Origin of the sequence: Kribbella sp. NPDC051587 (assembly GCF_044453945.1) — a bacterium.
GTDB lineage: Bacteria > Actinomycetota > Actinomycetes > Propionibacteriales > Kribbellaceae > Kribbella.
In genome coordinates this window covers 32,623-50,636 of the sequence record NZ_JBITDE010000007.1, presented here as the reverse complement: position 1 = coordinate 50,636, position 18,014 = coordinate 32,623, and the positions used below count along the sequence as shown (strand labels likewise).

Annotated in this window: 14 protein-coding genes; 8 read left to right on the top strand and 6 right to left on the bottom strand. The window is 68.0% G+C overall.

Annotated features, from left to right (window positions below):
* Positions 1–102 precede the first annotated feature (102 nt).
* Positions 103–2,604, bottom strand: coding sequence for a YfhO family protein (locus ACIA49_RS24465; protein WP_396379636.1), 2,502 nt, complete (start codon positions 2,602–2,604; stop codon positions 103–105).
* A gap of 151 nt (positions 2,605–2,755) precedes the next feature.
* On the opposite strand from ACIA49_RS24465, the gene ACIA49_RS24460 reads away from it, so the two are divergent.
* Positions 2,756–3,400, top strand: a complete 645-nt coding sequence (locus ACIA49_RS24460) for a class I SAM-dependent methyltransferase (protein WP_396379635.1) — start codon at positions 2,756–2,758, stop codon at positions 3,398–3,400.
* Positions 3,401–4,021, top strand: coding sequence for a hypothetical protein (locus tag ACIA49_RS24455; protein ID WP_396379634.1), 621 nt, complete (start codon positions 3,401–3,403; stop codon positions 4,019–4,021).
* On the opposite strand, the gene ACIA49_RS24450 is transcribed toward ACIA49_RS24455, so the two are convergent.
* Complete coding sequence (locus tag ACIA49_RS24450) at positions 4,004–5,017, bottom strand: glycosyltransferase (RefSeq protein WP_391545369.1); 1,014 nt, start codon at positions 5,015–5,017, stop codon at positions 4,004–4,006. The two genes, ACIA49_RS24455 and ACIA49_RS24450, sit on opposite strands and share 18 nt — an antisense overlap.
* A gap of 15 nt (positions 5,018–5,032) precedes the next feature.
* Positions 5,033–6,172 carry a hypothetical protein gene (locus tag ACIA49_RS24445; protein ID WP_396379633.1) on the bottom strand — a complete coding sequence of 380 codons (1,140 nt, stop codon included), beginning with the start codon at positions 6,170–6,172 and terminating at the stop codon, positions 5,033–5,035.
* Positions 6,173–6,628: 456 nt separating this feature from the next.
* Here ACIA49_RS24445 and ACIA49_RS24440 point away from each other — a divergent pair, with 456 nt between their 5' ends.
* Positions 6,629–7,453 carry a hypothetical protein gene (locus ACIA49_RS24440; protein ID WP_396379632.1) on the top strand — a complete coding sequence of 275 codons (825 nt, stop codon included), beginning with the start codon at positions 6,629–6,631 and terminating at the stop codon, positions 7,451–7,453.
* Positions 7,454–7,557: 104 nt separating this feature from the next.
* Positions 7,558–7,803, top strand: a complete 246-nt coding sequence (locus ACIA49_RS24435; RefSeq protein ID WP_396379631.1) for a GlsB/YeaQ/YmgE family stress response membrane protein — start codon at positions 7,558–7,560, stop codon at positions 7,801–7,803.
* A gap of 11 nt (positions 7,804–7,814) precedes the next feature.
* Here the strand turns inward: ACIA49_RS24435 and ACIA49_RS24430 are convergent, their stop codons facing one another.
* The gene (locus ACIA49_RS24430; RefSeq protein ID WP_396379630.1) at positions 7,815–10,181 is read right to left on the bottom strand and encodes a glycoside hydrolase family 65 protein; all 2,367 of its coding nucleotides are present in this window, start codon (positions 10,179–10,181) and stop codon (positions 7,815–7,817) included.
* On the bottom strand, positions 10,178–10,927 hold the full coding sequence (locus tag ACIA49_RS24425) for a beta-phosphoglucomutase family hydrolase (protein WP_396379629.1): 750 nt from the start codon (positions 10,925–10,927) through the stop codon (positions 10,178–10,180). The genes ACIA49_RS24430 and ACIA49_RS24425 overlap by 4 nt, the downstream gene beginning before the upstream one ends.
* A 157-nt stretch (positions 10,928–11,084) precedes the next feature.
* Between ACIA49_RS24425 and ACIA49_RS24420 the strand changes: the two genes are divergently transcribed.
* Positions 11,085–11,921, top strand: coding sequence for a LuxR C-terminal-related transcriptional regulator (locus ACIA49_RS24420; RefSeq protein WP_396379628.1), 837 nt, complete (start codon positions 11,085–11,087; stop codon positions 11,919–11,921).
* A gap of 38 nt (positions 11,922–11,959) precedes the next feature.
* On the opposite strand, the gene ACIA49_RS24415 is transcribed toward ACIA49_RS24420, so the two are convergent.
* Positions 11,960–14,632, bottom strand: a complete 2,673-nt coding sequence (locus ACIA49_RS24415; protein ID WP_396379627.1) for an AAA family ATPase — start codon at positions 14,630–14,632, stop codon at positions 11,960–11,962.
* Positions 14,633–14,778: 146 nt separating this feature from the next.
* Between ACIA49_RS24415 and ACIA49_RS24410 the strand changes: the two genes are divergently transcribed.
* From ACIA49_RS24410 to ACIA49_RS24400, 3 genes are read left to right on the top strand one after another with little or no spacing between them, the layout of a single operon-like run.
* Complete coding sequence (locus ACIA49_RS24410; RefSeq protein WP_396379626.1) at positions 14,779–15,480, top strand: SDR family oxidoreductase; 702 nt, start codon at positions 14,779–14,781, stop codon at positions 15,478–15,480.
* Between the two features lie 13 nt (positions 15,481–15,493).
* On the top strand, positions 15,494–16,351 hold the full coding sequence (locus tag ACIA49_RS24405) for a DUF427 domain-containing protein (RefSeq protein WP_396379625.1): 858 nt from the start codon (positions 15,494–15,496) through the stop codon (positions 16,349–16,351).
* Complete coding sequence (locus ACIA49_RS24400; protein ID WP_396379624.1) at positions 16,348–18,012, top strand: MOSC domain-containing protein; 1,665 nt, start codon at positions 16,348–16,350, stop codon at positions 18,010–18,012. Before ACIA49_RS24405 ends, ACIA49_RS24400 begins: the two co-directional genes overlap by 4 nt.
* Positions 18,013–18,014 lie beyond the last annotated feature (2 nt).

Below are 18,014 nucleotides of genomic sequence, written 5' to 3'. Positions count from 1 at the left end.
TCCTATCCGATCAGCCAACGACCAGGGCAGGTTACCCACCCAGCGTTCGGCGCAACACCACCCCCACGCCGAAGGACGCAGGCTGGACCGGAATAGGTTCGTTCACCGGACAGGCTGACGCCGTTCGCTGAGCATCAGGATTCCGGCCAGTGCGCACAGCACGGCCAGTGCGCCGACCGCCAGGACCAGTCCGGCCTCCAGACCGCGCGGTACGTAGCTGCACGACACCTTGTGCGCCTTCGGCCCTACCGGTACGGCGATCAGTCCGGACAGCGACTCTGGTGGCTTGGCGGCGTTGCCGTCGACGGAGCAGCTCCAGCCCGGCGTACTGACGACGCCGAGGACCATAGTGCGGGCCTGGCCTGCTTTGAACTGCGCTACGACGTCGTGGCCGCCGACCTCGACTTCGGCGGGCTTACTGTTCTGCAGGTCGGTGACCGCCGCTTTCAGCCGGTCCGGGTCCAGACAGCCGATCGCACCGATCGGCAGCCGGGTGGGCGCCGACACCCGGATCCGCACGTCGGCAACGCCGTTCGGGCGTGTCTGGCCGACCCACAGCATCGGAGCGCCGGTGTAGGTGCCGGGCCGTTTCGCCTCCGGCTTCAGCACCTGCCGCCAGCCGTCACCGCTGATCATCACGTCGCCAACGAACTCCGGTCCGCGCAGGTAGACGCCTGAGCCCGGTTGGCAGGAGGCGGTGAGTGTGAGCTCAACAGGGTCGTCGGAGCTTCGCAGCGGGCGCAACACGATCCCCGACTCACGCTGAGCCGCCGTAGCGCCCTTGGACGCCCGCACCCCCACCTTCGGGACTGTGTAGACGTCAGCGCCCAGTGCGGTCTCCTGGACGCCGAACGCTCCCGGATCCGTCGACACCCACGGCTTCGCCGGCCGTAGCGTCACCAGTGGACTCACCGGACGCTTGGCCAGCGTGAACGTCCCCCGCGGCCCCTCCTGCACCCGGGCGCCTACAGCGAACACAGAGTCGATCACTGGGTTCTTCGGATCGATCGGAGCCCGGCCGTACGAGCTGTACCCGAAGCCCAGGCTGACCAGTGAATCGGACAGGGACCGCTGGATCGTGCTGGTGTAGTACTCCGCGCCCTGACCACCGATCAGCATCGGATCGTTCACCGTCGTGTACTGACTCGCAGACACGCGCTGCTGCGGCCAGTCGTCAGCCGACTCCACCAGTGCGCGGATCGACTCCTGCTTCGCACCCCATGGTTGGTAGTCGTGCATGAACTTCGACCGGGCCTCGTCGATCGCCACTGACGACAACGTGGTCTCCACCAGCACCGCACCGATCAACAGGCCGACCGCGATCCGCCGTACCCAGAGCAGCATCCCTGGACGCCAGCGCGTGAGCAGAAACGCCAGTACAGCGACACCAGCAACCACCGGTACGACGTCCCGCGTGGTCGGCGTGATGGTCGGCAGGTCGGACACATTGGTGAACAGCGCGCCGACCAGAACCAGCGGCACGACCACCGACAGGAAGTTGCGGACACCGGACGCGACGGACATCCAGCCGAGCACCACCAGCATCCCGGCCACCACGAACGCCTGCCGGTACGGACTGCCGTTCGGAGCGTCGAAGCCGTGCCACACCTCATGGGGATACGGCAGTTGCAGAGACACCACCGTCAGCACCACGAACAGCGTCCAGACGAACCGCTCCCCCCGCGGCACCGCACGGTTGAACGGGAAGCTCAGCGCGAGCAGCAGCATGACCGTGCCGACAGCCAGCCCAGGCGACGTACCGACGCCTTCAGAGCCTGGCAGGAGCCGGGAGAGGAACTCTCGCCAGCCCAGTGGCGTGAAGACCTCATCAGGACTCGGTGTGGCCGTCTGCACCAACCAGTACGTCGGCAGTAGCAGCGGAGCGGCCAGCGCGATCCCCACCGCGACACCCACCAGGCAGCGGAACCCACCCTCGACCCGGCGGCCGAAGCTCCCTCCCTCGGTGTCGGACAACACCCGCGCCAGTACGACGATGGCCGCGCCCAGCGTCGCCATGTAGACCGTGTAGAAATGCGACATCCACAGCAGCGCGACGACGAACGGTGTGACCACCAGCCCGGTCAGAGTGCGCTTGCTCCAGATCCACTCACACAGCAGGCAGATCACCGGGAAGGCGATCAGACCGTTCAGCCACTCGGTCATGTACGCCGCATCGTCGATCGCCCAGCCACAGGTCGCGTAGGACACTCCGGCGAGCGCAGCCAGCCACATCGGCCCGGCTGGTCGCAGCAACCGCAGGTACGCCGTCATGGCGGCCGCAGCGGCTCCGATCGCGACTGTCGCGATCACGTACATGGCGAGGTCGATGCGGTCCCGCGGGAACAGCAGCACCATCCACGACAGGCTGGTCCCGAGGTAACCCATGAAGTCGCCGATGAACGGCACGCCGTACCCGCTCGACCAGTTCAGCATGAAGTCGCCCGGCGCCTGTCCGGTGAGCAGGTCGCGCAGATAGGCGTGCATCGGGACGAACTGCTGCCCGAGGTCGTTGGTGTTGCGTGGCAGCGCCCCGAACGGGTAGGTGCCGCGGATGATCCCCGACGCGACAAAGGTCGCTGCTGCCGCCAGAGCGGCCACCGGCACGGCCCGTATCTCACCGCGCCAGCGCCGGGCTCGCCACGTTCGCAAAGGCTCCCCCGTCATCGTCGTACTCATGGCTCGGGGCAGGCGGCCAGTAGCAGGAGCGTAACAGAGGGTCAGCGTGTTCTGGGGTTCCGTGGGTAGGGTGAAATGCGTGGATCAACTCGGAGCGGACGAGACGATCGAGCACTGGGATCGCCGGCACCGGCGGCTCGGCGCACTGCGCTCGGGCGGCGACGCCGGGTACGACGAGTACAGCAACGAGATCTTCTACGCGGTGCGGCTCGGCCGGCTGCTCGACATCATCGGCGACCGCACCGAGTACGCCGCTCCACTGCGCGTTCTCGACGCCGGCTGCGGCAAGGGCTGGTTCGCGCACGCGATGGCTCGGTTCGGGCACGCGATCGACGGGATCGACGTCAGCGAGCATGCGATCGAGCTGTGCCGTGCAGACGCGACCGGCCACAGCACCTTCAACCTGTCCGCGCTGGCCGACTGGCAACCGCCGTACCTGTACGACGTGGTCTACAGCATCGATGTGCTCTTCCACATCATGGATGACGCGCTGTGGGAGGCGTCACTGCTCAACCTGGCTTCACTGGTCCGGTTGGGCGGCCTGCTGCTCGTCGTGGACCACGAGTCCGACGTGGACCGCACCTGGTCGTTCTACCAGCGGACGCGCGCACTGCACCGGTACCAGAGCTTGCTGGAGCCAGCCGGGTTCCAGCTGGACCGCTTCGTCCCTTACGGCTTCCGTGGCGCCCCGACCGGTTTCCTCGTCCTGCAAAGGGTGTTCTGAATGAAGCTCAACGAACTCGTCCGCTCCCGGCTGCCCGAAGGCGGGACAGTCATCGACCGCACTGGCTCCGACCACGAGTGGCCGCCAGCGCTGAAGGTGGCGGACGTCGTCCCCACTCCGCCGGCTGACGACATGATCACCGCGGTGACTGTGCCCGGCTCCCCCGCTGCGACTGGTGACCTGTCCGCGGTACTGGCGGACGCCGTACCGGGTGAGGCCGTGCTGTTGCTGCTGCCATGGCGGCCGCGTGAGCTGCCACTCGGTCCGGTCATCCAGGCGCTGGTAGCGGCCGGGCTGCAGGCGACCGAGGCGCATCCGCTTGCCGACACCGAGTGGGGCGTAGCTGTCGTCTGCCGACGCGTGGACGACGCAGTCGGCGAGGTCCACGCCTACCTCGACCGCTCGCGCTCACTAGGGCCGCTGGAGGGACGGGCGCTGCTGAGGCTGGTGGACGAGCACGTCGTCGAGGGGCTGGTACGGCGTACGCAGGCGCTCGCGCTCGAGGCGGTCACGGCCGAGCGCGACGCTCTCCGCAAGCAGCTCGATGCACTCACCAAAACGCCCCCTGCCGCGAGTGCGGCAGAGGGCGAAGAGTTGGAGAGCTCAGACGACCTGGGGTGACTCCGCGGCCTCCGGAACCACCGGAACGGGCAGCTCGCCGGCAGCGGCCTCGATCGTCTGCGGAGCCGGCAACCGCAGGTAGGCCAGCCGGGCCGCCTCCTGCCGGCCGCGGGTGATGGCGTCCAGCACGTAGCCGACAGCCAGCACCAGGATCGCGACGATCCCCATCGTCGAGGCCAGGATCGCCGTCGGGAACCGCGGCACCAGACCGGTGTCGACGTACTCGACGATGACCGGTACGCCGAGGATCAGCGAGACGACGCCGAAGACCGAGGCCAGGATGCCGTGGAACAGCGTCGGCCGCTCCAGCCGGGTGACGCTGAGGATCCAGCGCAGGATCCGCATGCCGTCGCGGTAGGTGCGCAGCTTGCTCTCACCACCGGTCGGACGCTCCTTGTAGCCGATCGCGAGCTCGGCCACCGGCACCCGCAGGTGCAGCGAGTGGATGGTCAGCTCGGTCTCGATCTCGAACTCCTGCGCCAGCGCCGGGAACGACTTCACGTACCGCCGGGAGAAGACCCGGTAGCCACTGAGCATGTCGGTGATCTGGCGGCCGAACAGCGCGCCGACCGTGCCGGTCAGCACCCGGTTGCCCAGGGTGTGGCCCGGCCGGTACGCCTCCTCGTTCGTGTGCTTGCGGACGCCGACGACATGGTCGTACGGCCCCTGCAGCAGCACCCGGACCAGATCGCCCGCGCGCGCGGCGTCGTACGTGTCGTCGCCGTCGATCAGCACGTACACATCGGCGTCCACGTCGGAGAAGGCGCGGCGGACCACGTTGCCCTTGCCCTTGCGGGACTCGTGCCGCACGATCGCGCCGGCCGCGCGGGCCAGCTCCGCGGTGTCGTCGGTCGAGTTGTTGTCGTACACGTAGATGCTGGCCGTCGGCAGCGCGGCGCGCAGCTCGGTCACCACCTTGGTGACGGCGACGGCCTCGTTGTAGCACGGCACGATCACAGCGATGTCCACGCCGGCGAACTCCTGCAGGTCAGTCATGATGGCTTTCTGTGATCAGCTCGCGCCCGGCGTGAGCCAGGTCCCGAGCACCGCGCTGGACATGGTTCCGTCGTGCACCGCACGCACATACTCCGGGCCGCGGGCGGCGACCGCCCGCGCCGCCTCCCGGTCGGCCACGATCTGTTCGACGACCTCGCCGATGGTGGTCGGGTCGGCGTGCACGATCGGCAGGTCCCGCCCGGTCACCGAGCTGACGTGCTTGCGGACGTCCTCGTCGACGTTCACCACGACCACGCGGCCGGCGGCCATCGCCTCGCACGCAGTCACGCTGTACGGGCCGAGCACGAACTGCTCGAGCACGATGTCGGCACCGGCCATCGCGGCCGGCATCTCCTCGCTCGGGATGTCGGTCAGCCGGCGGTACTCGATCAGGCCCTTGTCGTGCAGCGGCTGCATGGCCGCCTCGACGTACTCGGTGCCCTTGAAGCGCGGGTTGGTCGGTGCGTGCAGGACGATCGGACGCTCCCGCTCCAGCACCGGCTCGTCGTTGGCCCAGCGGTCCGGCTCGATGACGACCGGCAGCCACTTCGCACCCGGTACGTCGACCAGCAGGTCCGGGGTGGACACGAAGGTCGGGCCGTCGAAGGTGTTGAACAGCAGGCCCTCACGCTTGGCCTGGGCCTCCAGCCGGACGAAGAAGTCGTCCCGCTCCAGGAACGGCGACCACTGGTGCGTCTCGGCGTGCCGGCTCGGCAGGCGGACGTCAGAACCGTGGGCGACCAGGCCGACGTTGACTCCGGCCTCCTTGAGCGTCTTCACGTCGCCGACGGCGTTGCGGGCGAAGCGGGTCCCGAAGACCGGGCGACCGGCCTCGATCAGCACGTGGGTGTAGTTGCCGCCGGTCAGGTACTCGACCTGACGGTCCTGCCAGACCCGGTCGTCGAGCAGCTCGCGCTCCACCTCGATGTCGGCCGGGAACCGGTACGCGCCACCGGCGTACTGCATGTTGGTCGCCTTGACCCCCGGCAGGTGCGCCTCGGCCGCCCGGGCCCAGGTGGTGCCCTGGCCGGCGAAGTTGGCCGGGCCGACGAACAACCGGACCTCCGACTTCGGTGGCTCGGGAATCGACGGCAGGGCTGCCTCCCGGCGCTTGCGGTCGACGTTCGCGGCCAGTGTCTTGCCACCTTCGGTCACGGCACGCTTCCCCCGCCCGAGGAACCTGCGTGCCGGGCCCGGAAGCATCGCGAGCACACGAGCGCGCATCGACCTGCGCCCGGGAGTAACAGTGGAACCCATGTGTGGTGCTGACCTTCCTGGTTTGCTGCGTGTGCGCCACCCAGGAGGTTACCGGGTGCCGAGGCCCTTACTGGACCGGAATGCCGTGACGCAATGTCATGCCACGGTCAAGATTTCAGGAGACCGCCGGCACGCCTATTGTGCCGTGTCCTCGATCCGGGCCAGCCACGCGGCCAGGATCTGCACCAACTGAGCACCACGGACCGGTGAGCGGCGTTGTCTCAGGCTGGAGCGCAGTGCGACACTGGGGTGTGAACCGGGCAGGTGGGGACCTAGTGAGTCCGGTTGCACGATTCAGGGGGAGACAGCGTGGAGGCGGGACGTAGTCGGGCAGTCGTGCCCACAGTGCTTGCAGTGACGGTTCTGGCACTCGGCGTCGCCGGGTGCTCCAGCGCGGTCGGTTCGGAGTACGTCGGCAGCGACGTACCGACCGCACCGGCGTCGAAGACCAGCAAGAAGCCGACGGCTTCCCCGAGGGCGGCAACCGACTGTACGAAGTCGACGCTGCGGCTGCCGGCCGCTACGGCTGTGGACGGTATCCGGCTGGAGGCGGCGACGGACAGCTCCCGGACCACGCTGCTGCTCAAGAACACCGGGAACCTCGCGGTGATCGTCGTACCGGATGCGAAGTGGAGCACGCGGGCGCTGCCCGCACCGTTCGCCAGCCCGACCGACACGGCCAGCAAGACCGCTCTGAACGCAGTCGCGAACAGCGGCATCCTGTCGCCCCTGAATGCGCTGCCGGGCAACGTTCCCGCCTCCCAGGCACTCATCGTCCCGCCGGGCTGGGCGGTCTGCGGTCTGACCGACAACGTCGGCGAGGTGGCCGGTCTGCGCTATCTGCGGGAGCAGACCGCCAGCGCGGAGTACTTCGTCCTGAAGGCGCTGGCCGATCAGGCCGTCGCTGTGAAGACGCCGGCACCGAAGACGTTCTACACAGGTCTGCTGCGCTGCGGGAAGGCCACCCGGCTGCTGCTCAAGGAGCGAGTGGACCTGCAGGACATCGAGTTCTACGCCGAACTGCTCAGGAACGGCAGTCCGTGTCAGCTGGCCTTCGAGACGCTGATGCCGAGCAAAGCCGCTGCCGAGCGAGCGATGGCACAGGCCCTGAGCCGGCTGGAGCGGGTGCCGCATCTGCAGGAGAACACCCTGCTGTTCGACGCTCAAGCCATTACCTGATCCCAGGGTGGTCTCCGGGGGCGATCAGGGTGATCTCCACCTGTGCGGCGGCTGCTGAGCCACCACACTGGTCTTAGACCAGTACACACTCGGAGGAAAAGCACATGATCGGCTTCATCGTCGCGGGACTCATCATCGGGGCGCTGGCGCGGCTCTTCACCCCGGGCAAGCAGCGCCTCGGCCTGTTCGCCACCTTGCTGCTCGGCCTGGCGGGTTCCGTCATCGGCGGCACGATCGCGAATCTCCTCGGCACCGGTGGCATCTTCGAGCTCAACGTCCTCGGCTTCATCGTCGCCGTGATCGCCTCGGTGATGCTGGTCGGCACCGCCGAGAAGCTCGCCGCGAAGTAGTGACCTGAAGCTCAGCGATCCTCGCCCGCGAACGCCGGGCGAGGCTCGCGGCCGACCGGCTGGGTCGGCCGGCCGAAGAGCGGTACCCGCTTGGTCAGATGCCGGGTGACCGGCGTACCGGCCGTCACCGTCAGCTCCTCCCCCGCGTGCTGGAACGTGATGCTGGCGTCCACTCCGTCGCGCACGGTGTAGGTGACCAACCCCGCGTCGATATCGACAGTCAGCCGCACACCACGCCAGCGGATCGAGAAGCACAGCTTCGTCAGTCCCTGTGGCAACGCCGGATCGAAGGCCAGGACCCCACCGGTGTCCCGCAGCCCACCGAACCCGGCCACCAGGGCAGTCCACGCACCTGCCAGAGACGCCATGTGCAGTCCGTCGCCGGTGTTGTTGTGCAGGTTCCGCATGTCGATCAGCGCGGCCTCGTAGGCGTAGTCGTAGGCCAAGTCCAGCTGTCCGACCTCAGCCGCCATCACTGCCTGCACACAGGCCGACAGCGACGAGTCCCGCACGGTGATCCGTTCGTAGTACTCGAAGTTGCGCGCCTTCTCCTCAGCCGTGAAGGCGTCACCACACCAGTACGTCGCCAGGATCAGGTCGGCCTGCTTGACCACCTGCATCCGGTAGAGCTGGAAGTACGGCGCATGCAGCAGCAGCGGGTACTTCGTCTTGTAGCCCTCGAAGTCCCAGACGGCGTACCCCGTGAATCCCTCGGACTGCGGGTGGACACCGAGCGCTTCGTCGTACGGGATGTAGACGGCCGCTGCGGCGTCGCGCCACGTGGCCTCTTCCTCGCTGTCGACGCCGAGCGTGCGAGCCACTCCTGGGAACTGTGCGGACAGCTCAGCCGCCGCTGTCAGGTTCCGCGCGGCCATCAGGTTGGTGAAGACGTTGTCGTCGGCGACCGCGCTGTACTCGTCCGGTCCGGTCACGCCGGGCAGATGCCATCGCCCAAAGCTGTCGTGGTGTCCCAGTGATGCCCAGAGCCGGGCAGTCTCGACCAGGAGCTCCAGACCGACCTCTTCGATGAACTGGTCGTCGCCAGTGGCCCGGTGGTACCGCATCACGGCTTCGGCGATGTCTGCGTTGATGTGGAAGGCCGCCGTACCGGCTGGCCAGTAGCCAGAGCATTCCTGACCACGGATGGTCCGCCAGGGGAACGCCGAGCCGCGCAGACCCAGTACGTCGGCGCGCTCCTTGGCCATACCCAATGTCGTGTGACGCCAGCGCAGGGCATCCGCGGCCGCGTCCGGCATCGTGTAGGTCAGCACCGGCAGCACAAAGCCTTCGGTGTCCCAGAAGGTATGGCCGTCGTACCCGGCACCGGTCAGTCCCTTGGAGGGGATCGCCCGCCGCTCTGCCCGAGCACCTGCTTGCAGGACGTGGAACAGCGCGAATCGCACGGCCTGCTGCAGCTCGGGGTCGCCCTGGACCTCGACGTCGGCACCGTCCCAGAAGTCGTCCAGGAACTCGGCCTGCTGCTTCACCAGACCGTCCCAGCCCGAGAAGCGTGCACTGGACAGTCCCGCCGCCACCTGGTCCCGGATCGCGGTTTCCGATCGCAGACTCGACCAGCCGTAGGACAGGTACTTCACCACGCGCAGCGTCTCGCCCGGCTGGAGCTGACAGATCACAGTGGTCCGCGCCCAGTCCTCCCGGACGTCCTGGTCCATCTCGAACCGGGTCGGCGCCTCCACCTCATGCGTCATCGCCGCAGCCATCAACTGCCGGCTGTGCGTCGTCCGGTGCAGGAGAACAGTGCCGTGGTCACCACCGTCGTGGCTGACCGGCTTGAGCGGGTTGTCCAACACCGCTGCGACCCGTGGGTCATCGGACAGCTTGGGCTGCGCCTCGTTCGCGACCAGCTCGGACTGGATCACGAACCGGGCCGGCTGATCAACCGCCTCCACCGTGTACTCGATCGCTGCGACCGCGCGCTGTGTCAGTGACACCATCCGCCGACTGCGCACGCGGATGCGCTTGCCGGCCGGTGACGTCCAGTCCACGTCCCGCTCCAGCAGACCGGTGCGGAAGTCCAGCGACCGCTCGTGCCGGGTCAGGTAGCCATAGCGGACGTCGAACGGTGAGTCGTCGACCAGCAGCCGGATCAGCTTGCCGTTGGTCACGTCGACCAGCGTCTGCCCCGACTCCGGGTAGCCGTAGCCCGCTTCGGCGTACGGAAGTGGGCGTGCCTCGTAGAACGAGTTCAGATAGGTGCCGGGGATCGCGTACGGCTCTCCCTCGTCCAGGTTGCCGCGCAGGCCGATGTGCCCGTTGGAGAGCGCGAACAGCGACTCCGACTGCGCAAGGTCGTCCAGCGCGAGCCGGGTCTCCCGCAACCGCCATGGCTCGACTGGGTGCTGCCCGCGGTCGATCATCGGTCTCCCTCGTCCAGCAACTCGGCCAGATCCTGTACGACGACATCCGCGCCGTGGGCGGCGAGCTCAGCGGCCTGGCCGACCCGGTCCACGCCCACCACTCGCCCGAAGCCACCGGCGTGCCCGGCCGCGACACCGGCGAGCGCGTCCTCGAACACAGCCGCCTCGGACGGGTCGACCCCGAACCGCTTGGCCGCAGCCAGGAACGTGTCCGGCGCCGGCTTGCCCTTCAGACCGTCGGTCCGGATCGTCACGCCGTCCACGATCTCCTCGACGTACTGGGCGAGGCCGGTGACGTCGAGAACCTCTCTGGTGTTCGCGCTCGACGAGACGACCGCACGCCGCAGTCCGGCCTGCTCAGCCGCTTGCAGGTACCGACGGGATCCCTCGAAGACATGAACGCCCTCGGTGCGGATGCGCTGCTGCACTGCCTCGTTCTTGCGATTTCCGAGCCCGTTGACCGTCTCGGCGGTCGGCGGGTCGTCCGGCGTCCCCTCCGGCAGTGTGATGCTCCGCGAGGTCAGGAAGTCGCGGACGCCGTCCATCCGCGGCTTGCCGTCGACATAGTCGTCGTACTCGGCTCGTGCGTCGAACGGCCGGTATTCGACACCCTGGCGTTCCGAGTAGTCCTTGAGGAACTGGTCGAACATCTCTTTCCAGGCAGCGGCGTGCACGGCCGCGGTATCGGTGAGCACTCCGTCCAGATCGAACAGACAGACCCGGATCCCCGTCGGCAGTCCCAGCATCTGCACCCTCTCGCGTCGTGGGCGTTCCTGCACAGTAGACAACTGCCAGACTAGTCAGACGATTGCTGCGGACACGCCATTCCCGTCATGACGGCCCGGTTACGTGAGAGCATGGCGGGCGGCTGGGGGGCCGTTAAGCAGTGACGGGGTGGTAGAGATGCACCAGATCAGCATGCACAAGGCGATGCACCGGCGAGGCACGACGACGTTCGGCAGGCAGGAGGTCCTGGACGCGTCCCTGCGGCTCCAGGTCGTCCGGGCGAGGTTCTGCGACGATCTGCTCGCCCGACGGCCCTGCGACGCCGAAGTGTTCGTCGTCTCGGACCGGGCCGCGCTACGCGACTGGCTCGAGGGGCACTGCGGACGGGCCGAGGAGCTGACCGCGGTCACCTGGACCCGGCACCAGACCGTGGAGTCCTTCGCTCCCAGCGATCGGTGCAACCGCGAGCTCGTTGAATCAGGCGTTCGCATGACGAGCTTCTTCGACATCAGCGAGGGCTCGCCGGTCGTCACCGACTTCATCGTCGCCGCCGACGACATGCCCTATCACGTGGCCTTCGGGCCGATCCAGCTCAAGCTGCTGGACTGTGAGCGGGTGATCGTCGAAGGCCCGGTCCTGGACGACCGGCGGAGCCTGATGATGATCCAGGGCACCGAAGTCGTCAACGCTGCCAAGCAGTACCTGCAGGCGGTGCGGCGCGGCGCGATGCGGGCGGCCGAGCTGCGGCAGCACTACACCACCGGTCTGACGCCTCGCCAGCACGTCATCGCCGCGCTGCTGGGCGACGGCTGCACCGACGAGGACATCGCGGAGCGGCTGACCCTGAGCGTCCGCACCGTGCGCTACGAGGTGGCCAAGCTGATGGACGTGCTCGAGGTGAAGACCCGCTTCGCCGCCGGCGTCCGGTACGCCGAGGCCGACACCCCGGACCGGCACCAGATTGCAGGAACCTGCAACGCAATCGACCACTGTGGCGGCATGCACGCACGCTGACGCCATGCGAACGATGAGTGGCGACGGATCTCCGGCCTTCAGGTCAACACCCGGTCCAGCTGACTGCGCGAGGTGATCTCCAGCTTCGTGAACACCTTGCGCAGGTGGTACTGCACCGTCCGGGCGCTGATGAACAACCGGGTGGCGATCTCCGGGTTCGACAGACCGTCCCGGGCCATCCGGGCGATCTGAGCCTCCTGGGCGGTCAGCTCACTCCGAGCAGGCACCACCCGCTGGCGGGCAGCTCCCCCGGCCGCCTGCAACTCCCGCCGTGCCCGCTCGGCGAACCCCGCCAAGCCCATGACCTCAAACATGCCGTGCGCGGTGCGCAATGCATCCCTGGCGTCGGTACGACGTCGCTCGCGCCGCAGCCACTCGCCGTACAGCAACTGGGTGCGCGCCACCTCCACCCGGAATCTCGTCTTGCCCAGCTGCGCGAGCGCCTCCCGATAGAACCGTTCGGCCTGCTCACCAGAGCTGACCAATGCTTGCGCGCGTGCATGCACCCCCAACGCCCACGGCGTGCCCGTCGCGCCAGCCATCTCGCCAAGCGCCGTACAGGCTCGCTCTGCAGTGTCCTGCGCACCGCTCCGCGCCGCGGCCTCCACTAGCTCCGACGGCGCTAAAACCATTGAGGAGTCCTCACACGCTCGCTCTGCGGCGTCTACGGCCTCCTGATACCGGCCAAGCCCGTTAGCGAGGACTGCTGCGGCCCACTCGGCAAAGGCGACACCGCTCCCCTCACCGCGAGCGGTCGCGTCGTGCTTGGTCGACTCAACCAGTCCGAGTGTCTCGGCCCGATCGCCTCGGAAGGCGGCCAATGCGAGCTGCCCGTACGGCGTCAGCTTCCCACCAGTCACCTCGTTGACCGCGTGTGCCTCAGCTGTCAGCTGCGCCGCGTCGGCCAGCTCGCCCGCGAACACTGCGATCTGCGCGGCTGACGTGAGCGCCAGCGCGAGATCACTCAGTACGCCGGTCTGTCGCGCCAACTGGAGGTATCGGCGGGAGAGCTGGTCCCAGCGATCCGCATCCCAGAGCCGGAACGCAGTCGTCGTAGCCATCCACAGCAATGGCAACTCAGCGTCGACCTTGCTGAGTGCTTGGTGCAGCTTCTCCGCACCGGCCGCGTACCCGTCCCGGTAGTACAGCGCGGTGCCGTCGAGCAGTAGATCTGCAGTGCTCGGCACCAGCGGTTGCGGAGCCGCAGCGGCTACCCGCGCGACTGCCACCACATCCGCGCCCTCAGTACCCAGGAGACCGGCGAAGATCGCCGCCGACAAGGCATCCAGGTACGTCGCCCGCGCCAAGCCGACGTCGATCGACTCGAAGCGCATCGCCGCAGCCAGCAGCGACGGCGGCGCGTCGTTACCGCGATTCGTGACAAAGGCCAATTGCGCGCGGAGCAGGTGTGCCTGAGCTCGTTGCCGGTCGGCGAGCTGCTCTCCTTCAGCTGCTGCGAGCAGGTCCGCCGCGACGTCATACGCTCCGGTGCGCAGTTGTGCCTGGGCCGCTGCGAGGGCACGCGTTGCCCGCCTCGCCGGATCGACGGTCAGGTCGGTGGACCGGCGCAAGAACGCTGCCTCCGCTGAGAAGCCACCACGCTCTCGGGCCCGGCCGGCTGACTGCTCAAGCTCCACGGCCACGTCCTCATCTGGACCGGCTGCGGCCTCGGCCCGATGCCAGGCGAGCCGGTCCGGGTCAGCCTTCGCATCAGTCAGTTCCGCGAGCACTCCGTGGATCTCACGTCGTTCTACTGCCGGTGCGGAGCGGTAGACCGCGGCGCGGACCAACGGGTGCCGGAACCGGATGCGGGTCGCGAATTCAGCGAGTCCGGCGTCCACCGCGGGCGCCGCTGCTTCAGGCCCGATCCGCAGTCGCTGCGCGGCCCGTCGTACCAGTGCGTCGTTGCCGGACGGCTCAGCCGCGGCGAGCAGCAGCAGCCGTCGAGTGTCGGCCGGCATGGCTTCGACGCGGCGGCGGAAGCTCTCCTCGACCGTGCCAGCGCCCGGTACACCGAAGCCACCCGCCAGGTCGGTCCGGGGCAGTTCCAGCAGCGCGAGTGGATTGCCGTGGGCCTCGGCCACCAACTGGTCGCGCACCTTGGTGTCGATCGGCCCAGTCAGTACGCCGGCGAGAAGTTGCTGGGCATCTCGTTCGGGCAGACCACCGACCGGATAGTCCGCGACTCCGGCCAGTAGCGCGTCGACCTGTGGCGCCGCGAACACCATTCCGACCGACTCGGCGCCCAGGCGGCGTGCCACGAAGGCCAGGATCTGTGCTGAGCACCCGTCGAGCCACTGCTCGTCGTCCACGATGCACAGCACCGGCTGGGTCTCCGCCGCCTCTGCCAGCAGCCCCAGTACCGCCAGGCCGATCAGGAAGCTAGGGGGCTGCGGTCCGCAGCTCAGACCGAACACCGTCCGCAGCGCATCGCTCTGGGGCGGCGGAAGCCGATCCACCAGGTCGAGGACCGGCGCACACAGCAGATGCAGGGCGGAGAACGACAGCACCATCTCGGACTCGACCCCGGACACCCTGGTCACGCGGCAACCGGAGTCCGCGGCCCGGCCGGACAGGTAGTCCAGGAGCGCGGTCTTACCGACACCGGCCTCACCGTGTACCACCAGCGCCCGGCTCTGCCCGGACCGGATCGCTGTCACGACCTGGTCGAGGACCTCGCGTTCAGCCTGGCGGCCGATCAGTTCAGGCACGCTCTCACGCTAGCTCGCGCCACTCTGGCCAGCCACTGGCGGATGCGCACCGCTATCCCCTTGCCGCACGCTCATCCAGTCGTCGGACGGCCAGTCCCGGCGGTAGGCAGCCGTTCGCGTCTCGTAAGCGACAAGAGGAGATTCTGGTGCTCAAGGACAAGACAGTGCTCGTCGTCGGCCGGGGCGGCGGACTCGCCCGAGCTGTCGTGCTCGCGGCCCAAGCGGCTGGTGCTGACGTCATCGCGGCCGGTCGCAACCAGGAGAGCCTCGCAGCGGCGTACCCGGAGCTCAGAACGGAGTACGTCGACCTCACGGACGAAGCGTCGATCGCAGCGCTCGGTGAACGCGTCGGCTCGGTGGACCACGTCGTCACGACCGCATCGGCGCGAGCGCGCGGGCGGCTGGCCGATCTGGACCGGGACGCGGTGCGGCTGTCCTTCGACACCAAGGTGATCGGTCCGCTGATGCTGGCCAAGCATCTGGCCGGACGGATCAACCAGGGCGGTTCGATCACGCTGTTCTCCGGTGTGGCGGCGGCCAAGATCGCCGTGGGGACGCTGGCCGTGGCGATCACCAACGGGTCTGTTGACGTACTGGCTCGCTCACTGGCGCTGGAGCTCGCTCCGATCCGAGTGAACGCGGTCTCCCCCGGCGTGATCGACACCGGCGCCTGGGACGGTCTTGGCGAGCAGGCGAAGGCGGACTACTTCCAAGACCTCACTGAGCGCAATCCGGCCCGCCGGATCGGTACCGAGACCGACATCGCCGAGGCAGTGTTGTTCGCGATGACCAACACGTTCCTGACCGGCCAGACGCTACGCATCGACGGCGGCGAACCGCTGATCTGAAAGGAGAGTTGCCATGGGTCTGTCCTGGCAGCAAGGCCCGCTCGGAACCGGCGCGGTCGGCCGCTTCCTGGTACCGGACGTTCTCCCCGAGCGCCTGCTGTTCGCCGAGCCTCTGCGGCGGCGGATGCGGGTCCGCTTCGGTGGCCGGTGGATCGCTGACAGCGAGGACGTCGTACTGCTGCACGAGCCGGCCCGCTACCCGGTCGCCTACTTCCCCCTGGACGCCCTCGAGGCCGGCGTACTGGCTCCGGCGGAGCGCACGACGCAACACCGAGACCTGGGTACGACGACCTGGTACACGGTGACCGTGGACGACACCAGTAAGGCCCGGGCGGCCTGGCAGCACACTGGCCTTCCGGACTACGCAGGTGACCTGAAAGGTCGCGTCGCGTTCGCCTGGCGAGCTATGGACGCGTTCTACGAGGAGGACGAACGCATCGTCGGTCACGCCGCCGATGCGTACCACCGGATCGACATCCGGCAGACCAGCCGGCACCTGGTGGTCCGCGACGGCGACCGGGTCGTTGCCGACAGCAAACGCCCGCTGGTGCTGTACGAGTCCGGCTTCGCACCACGCTGGTACGTCCCTCGTGACGACCTCGACGAAGCAGCCCTCGCGAAGGTCGCCGTACAGACCTTCTGTCCCTACAAAGGTGTTTGTAGCTATTACGACATCGGTACGACGTCCCAGGCCGCGTGGTCGTACGAGGACGCGTGGACCGAGGTACGCCGGGTCTCCGGCCTGGTGTCGTTCGAGCCGGACAAGGTGCACGTGGAACTGGACGGTACGCAGCTACGGTTGGAGCCAGGCCAAGGCGTCATCTCCCACGGCGTCGACCGCGACCTGACCGTGGAGGAACTGTCCGGATGACCCAGTCGACCCTGCTGTCCGTGAACGTCGGTATGCCCCAGAACGTCGAGTGGAACGGCAAAACCGTCTACACCGGGGTGTGGAAACGACCTGTCGACGGACCGGCGATGGTCCGGCGGCTGAACATCGACGGCGACGGTCAGGGCGACACCGCGGGGCACGGCGGCGAAATGCGGGCAGTGCTCGTCTACCAGATCCAGTCCTACCGGTACTGGGAGCAGCATTTCGGGCGCGACGACTTCGACTACGGCCAGTTCGGGGAGAACCTCACGGTCGACGGGCTGCCCGACGAGGAGGTCTGCATCGGTGACCGGTACCGGATCGGTGAGGCCGAGTTCGAGGTCACTCAGCCGCGGGTGACCTGCTACCGGGTCGGCCTGCGGATGGGCGAGCCGGAATTGCCCGCACTGCTGGTCGGCCACCATCGGCCCGGCTTCTACTGCCGGGTGATCACCGAAGGACGCATCCGGGCCGGTGACTCGATCGAGAAGACCAAGAGCGGTCCGGGCGCGCTGAGCGTCGCCGACACCGATGCACTGCTCTATCTGCCCAACCGCGATCTCGAGAAGCTCAAGGTCGCCGTCACCATCCCGGCGCTGAGTCCTGGCTGGCAGGGGTCGTTCCAGGACCTGCTACGCGGGTCGACGGCCGTGAAGCCCGCCTGGACTGGATTCCGGCAGCTACTCGTGACAGACGTGATTGCTGAGAGCCCTTCGGTGTCGTCTGTCGTGCTGGCCACCTCTGACGGGGTGGACCTGCCGACCGCATCCCCCGGGCAGTACCTGACCCTCAAGGTCGCTGGTGCCGTGCGGAGTTACTCGCTCTCGTCGGCACCAGGGGGTAGTAGCTACCGCATCAGCGTCAAACACGAGCCGCATGGGATCGCGAGCAGCTACCTGACGACCCAGCTGCGCGCGGGCGCCGTACTGGAGGTTGCTGCTCCGCGTGGGGACTTTGTCCTCAGTGACGACACCAGTCCGGTGGTTCTGCTGTCCGCAGGGATCGGTGTGACGCCGGTGCTGGCGATGCTGCATCAGCTGGCGGCTGAACGCAGTACGCGACCGGTCTGGTGGATCCACGGCGCCCGCACCGCAGACGAGCTCCCGCTGGCTGCAGAAGCCCATGCGCTGATCGACGCGCTGCCGAACGCGGTTGAGCAGATCTACTTCAGTACGACGGACGGTCGCATCACCAAGGACAAGCTGGCCGAGCTGGCGTTGCCGTCCGATGCGACGGCGTACATCTGCGGCCCGGCGGCGTTCATGACCCAAATGACCGAGGCACTGACGACGCTGGGCCTCGACCCGAGCCGGGTGCGGACCGAACTGTTCAGTGCGCTCCCAGCGACCAACCCGGGCATCACCGACCGGTCCACGCGCGCACCGCATCAGCCCGAGGGCCAACCAGGCACCGGACCGATGGTGACGTTCGCCCGGAGCGGGATCTCGACACCGTTCGCCGGGAACAGCGTGCTCGAGTTGGCGGAAGCCTGCGACGTACCGACGCGCTGGAGCTGCCGTACTGGCGTCTGCCAAACCTGCGTCACTCCCCTGCTCTCCGGCTCCGTCAGCTACGCCCCCGACCCACTAGAGCCCGCACCGGACGGCCAGACCCTCATCTGCTGCGCCCAGCCCACCTCAGACCTCGTACTGGATATGTGATG

Coding starts and splice junctions, on each gene's coding strand:
- ACIA49_RS24455 (WP_396379634.1), top strand. CDS start 3,401: ATGAAGCTCAACGAACTCGTCCGCTCCCGGCTGCCCGAAGGCGGGACA.
- ACIA49_RS24450 (WP_391545369.1), bottom strand. CDS start 5,017: ATGACTGACCTGCAGGAGTTCGCCGGCGTGGACATCGCTGTGATCGTG.
- ACIA49_RS24435 (WP_396379631.1), top strand. CDS start 7,558: ATGATCGGCTTCATCGTCGCGGGACTCATCATCGGGGCGCTGGCGCGG.
- ACIA49_RS24430 (WP_396379630.1), bottom strand. CDS start 10,181: ATGATCGACCGCGGGCAGCACCCAGTCGAGCCATGGCGGTTGCGGGAG.
- ACIA49_RS24425 (WP_396379629.1), bottom strand. CDS start 10,927: ATGCTGGGACTGCCGACGGGGATCCGGGTCTGTCTGTTCGATCTGGAC.
- ACIA49_RS24420 (WP_396379628.1), top strand. CDS start 11,085: ATGCACCAGATCAGCATGCACAAGGCGATGCACCGGCGAGGCACGACG.
- ACIA49_RS24405 (WP_396379625.1), top strand. CDS start 15,494: ATGGGTCTGTCCTGGCAGCAAGGCCCGCTCGGAACCGGCGCGGTCGGC.
- ACIA49_RS24400 (WP_396379624.1), top strand. CDS start 16,348: ATGACCCAGTCGACCCTGCTGTCCGTGAACGTCGGTATGCCCCAGAAC.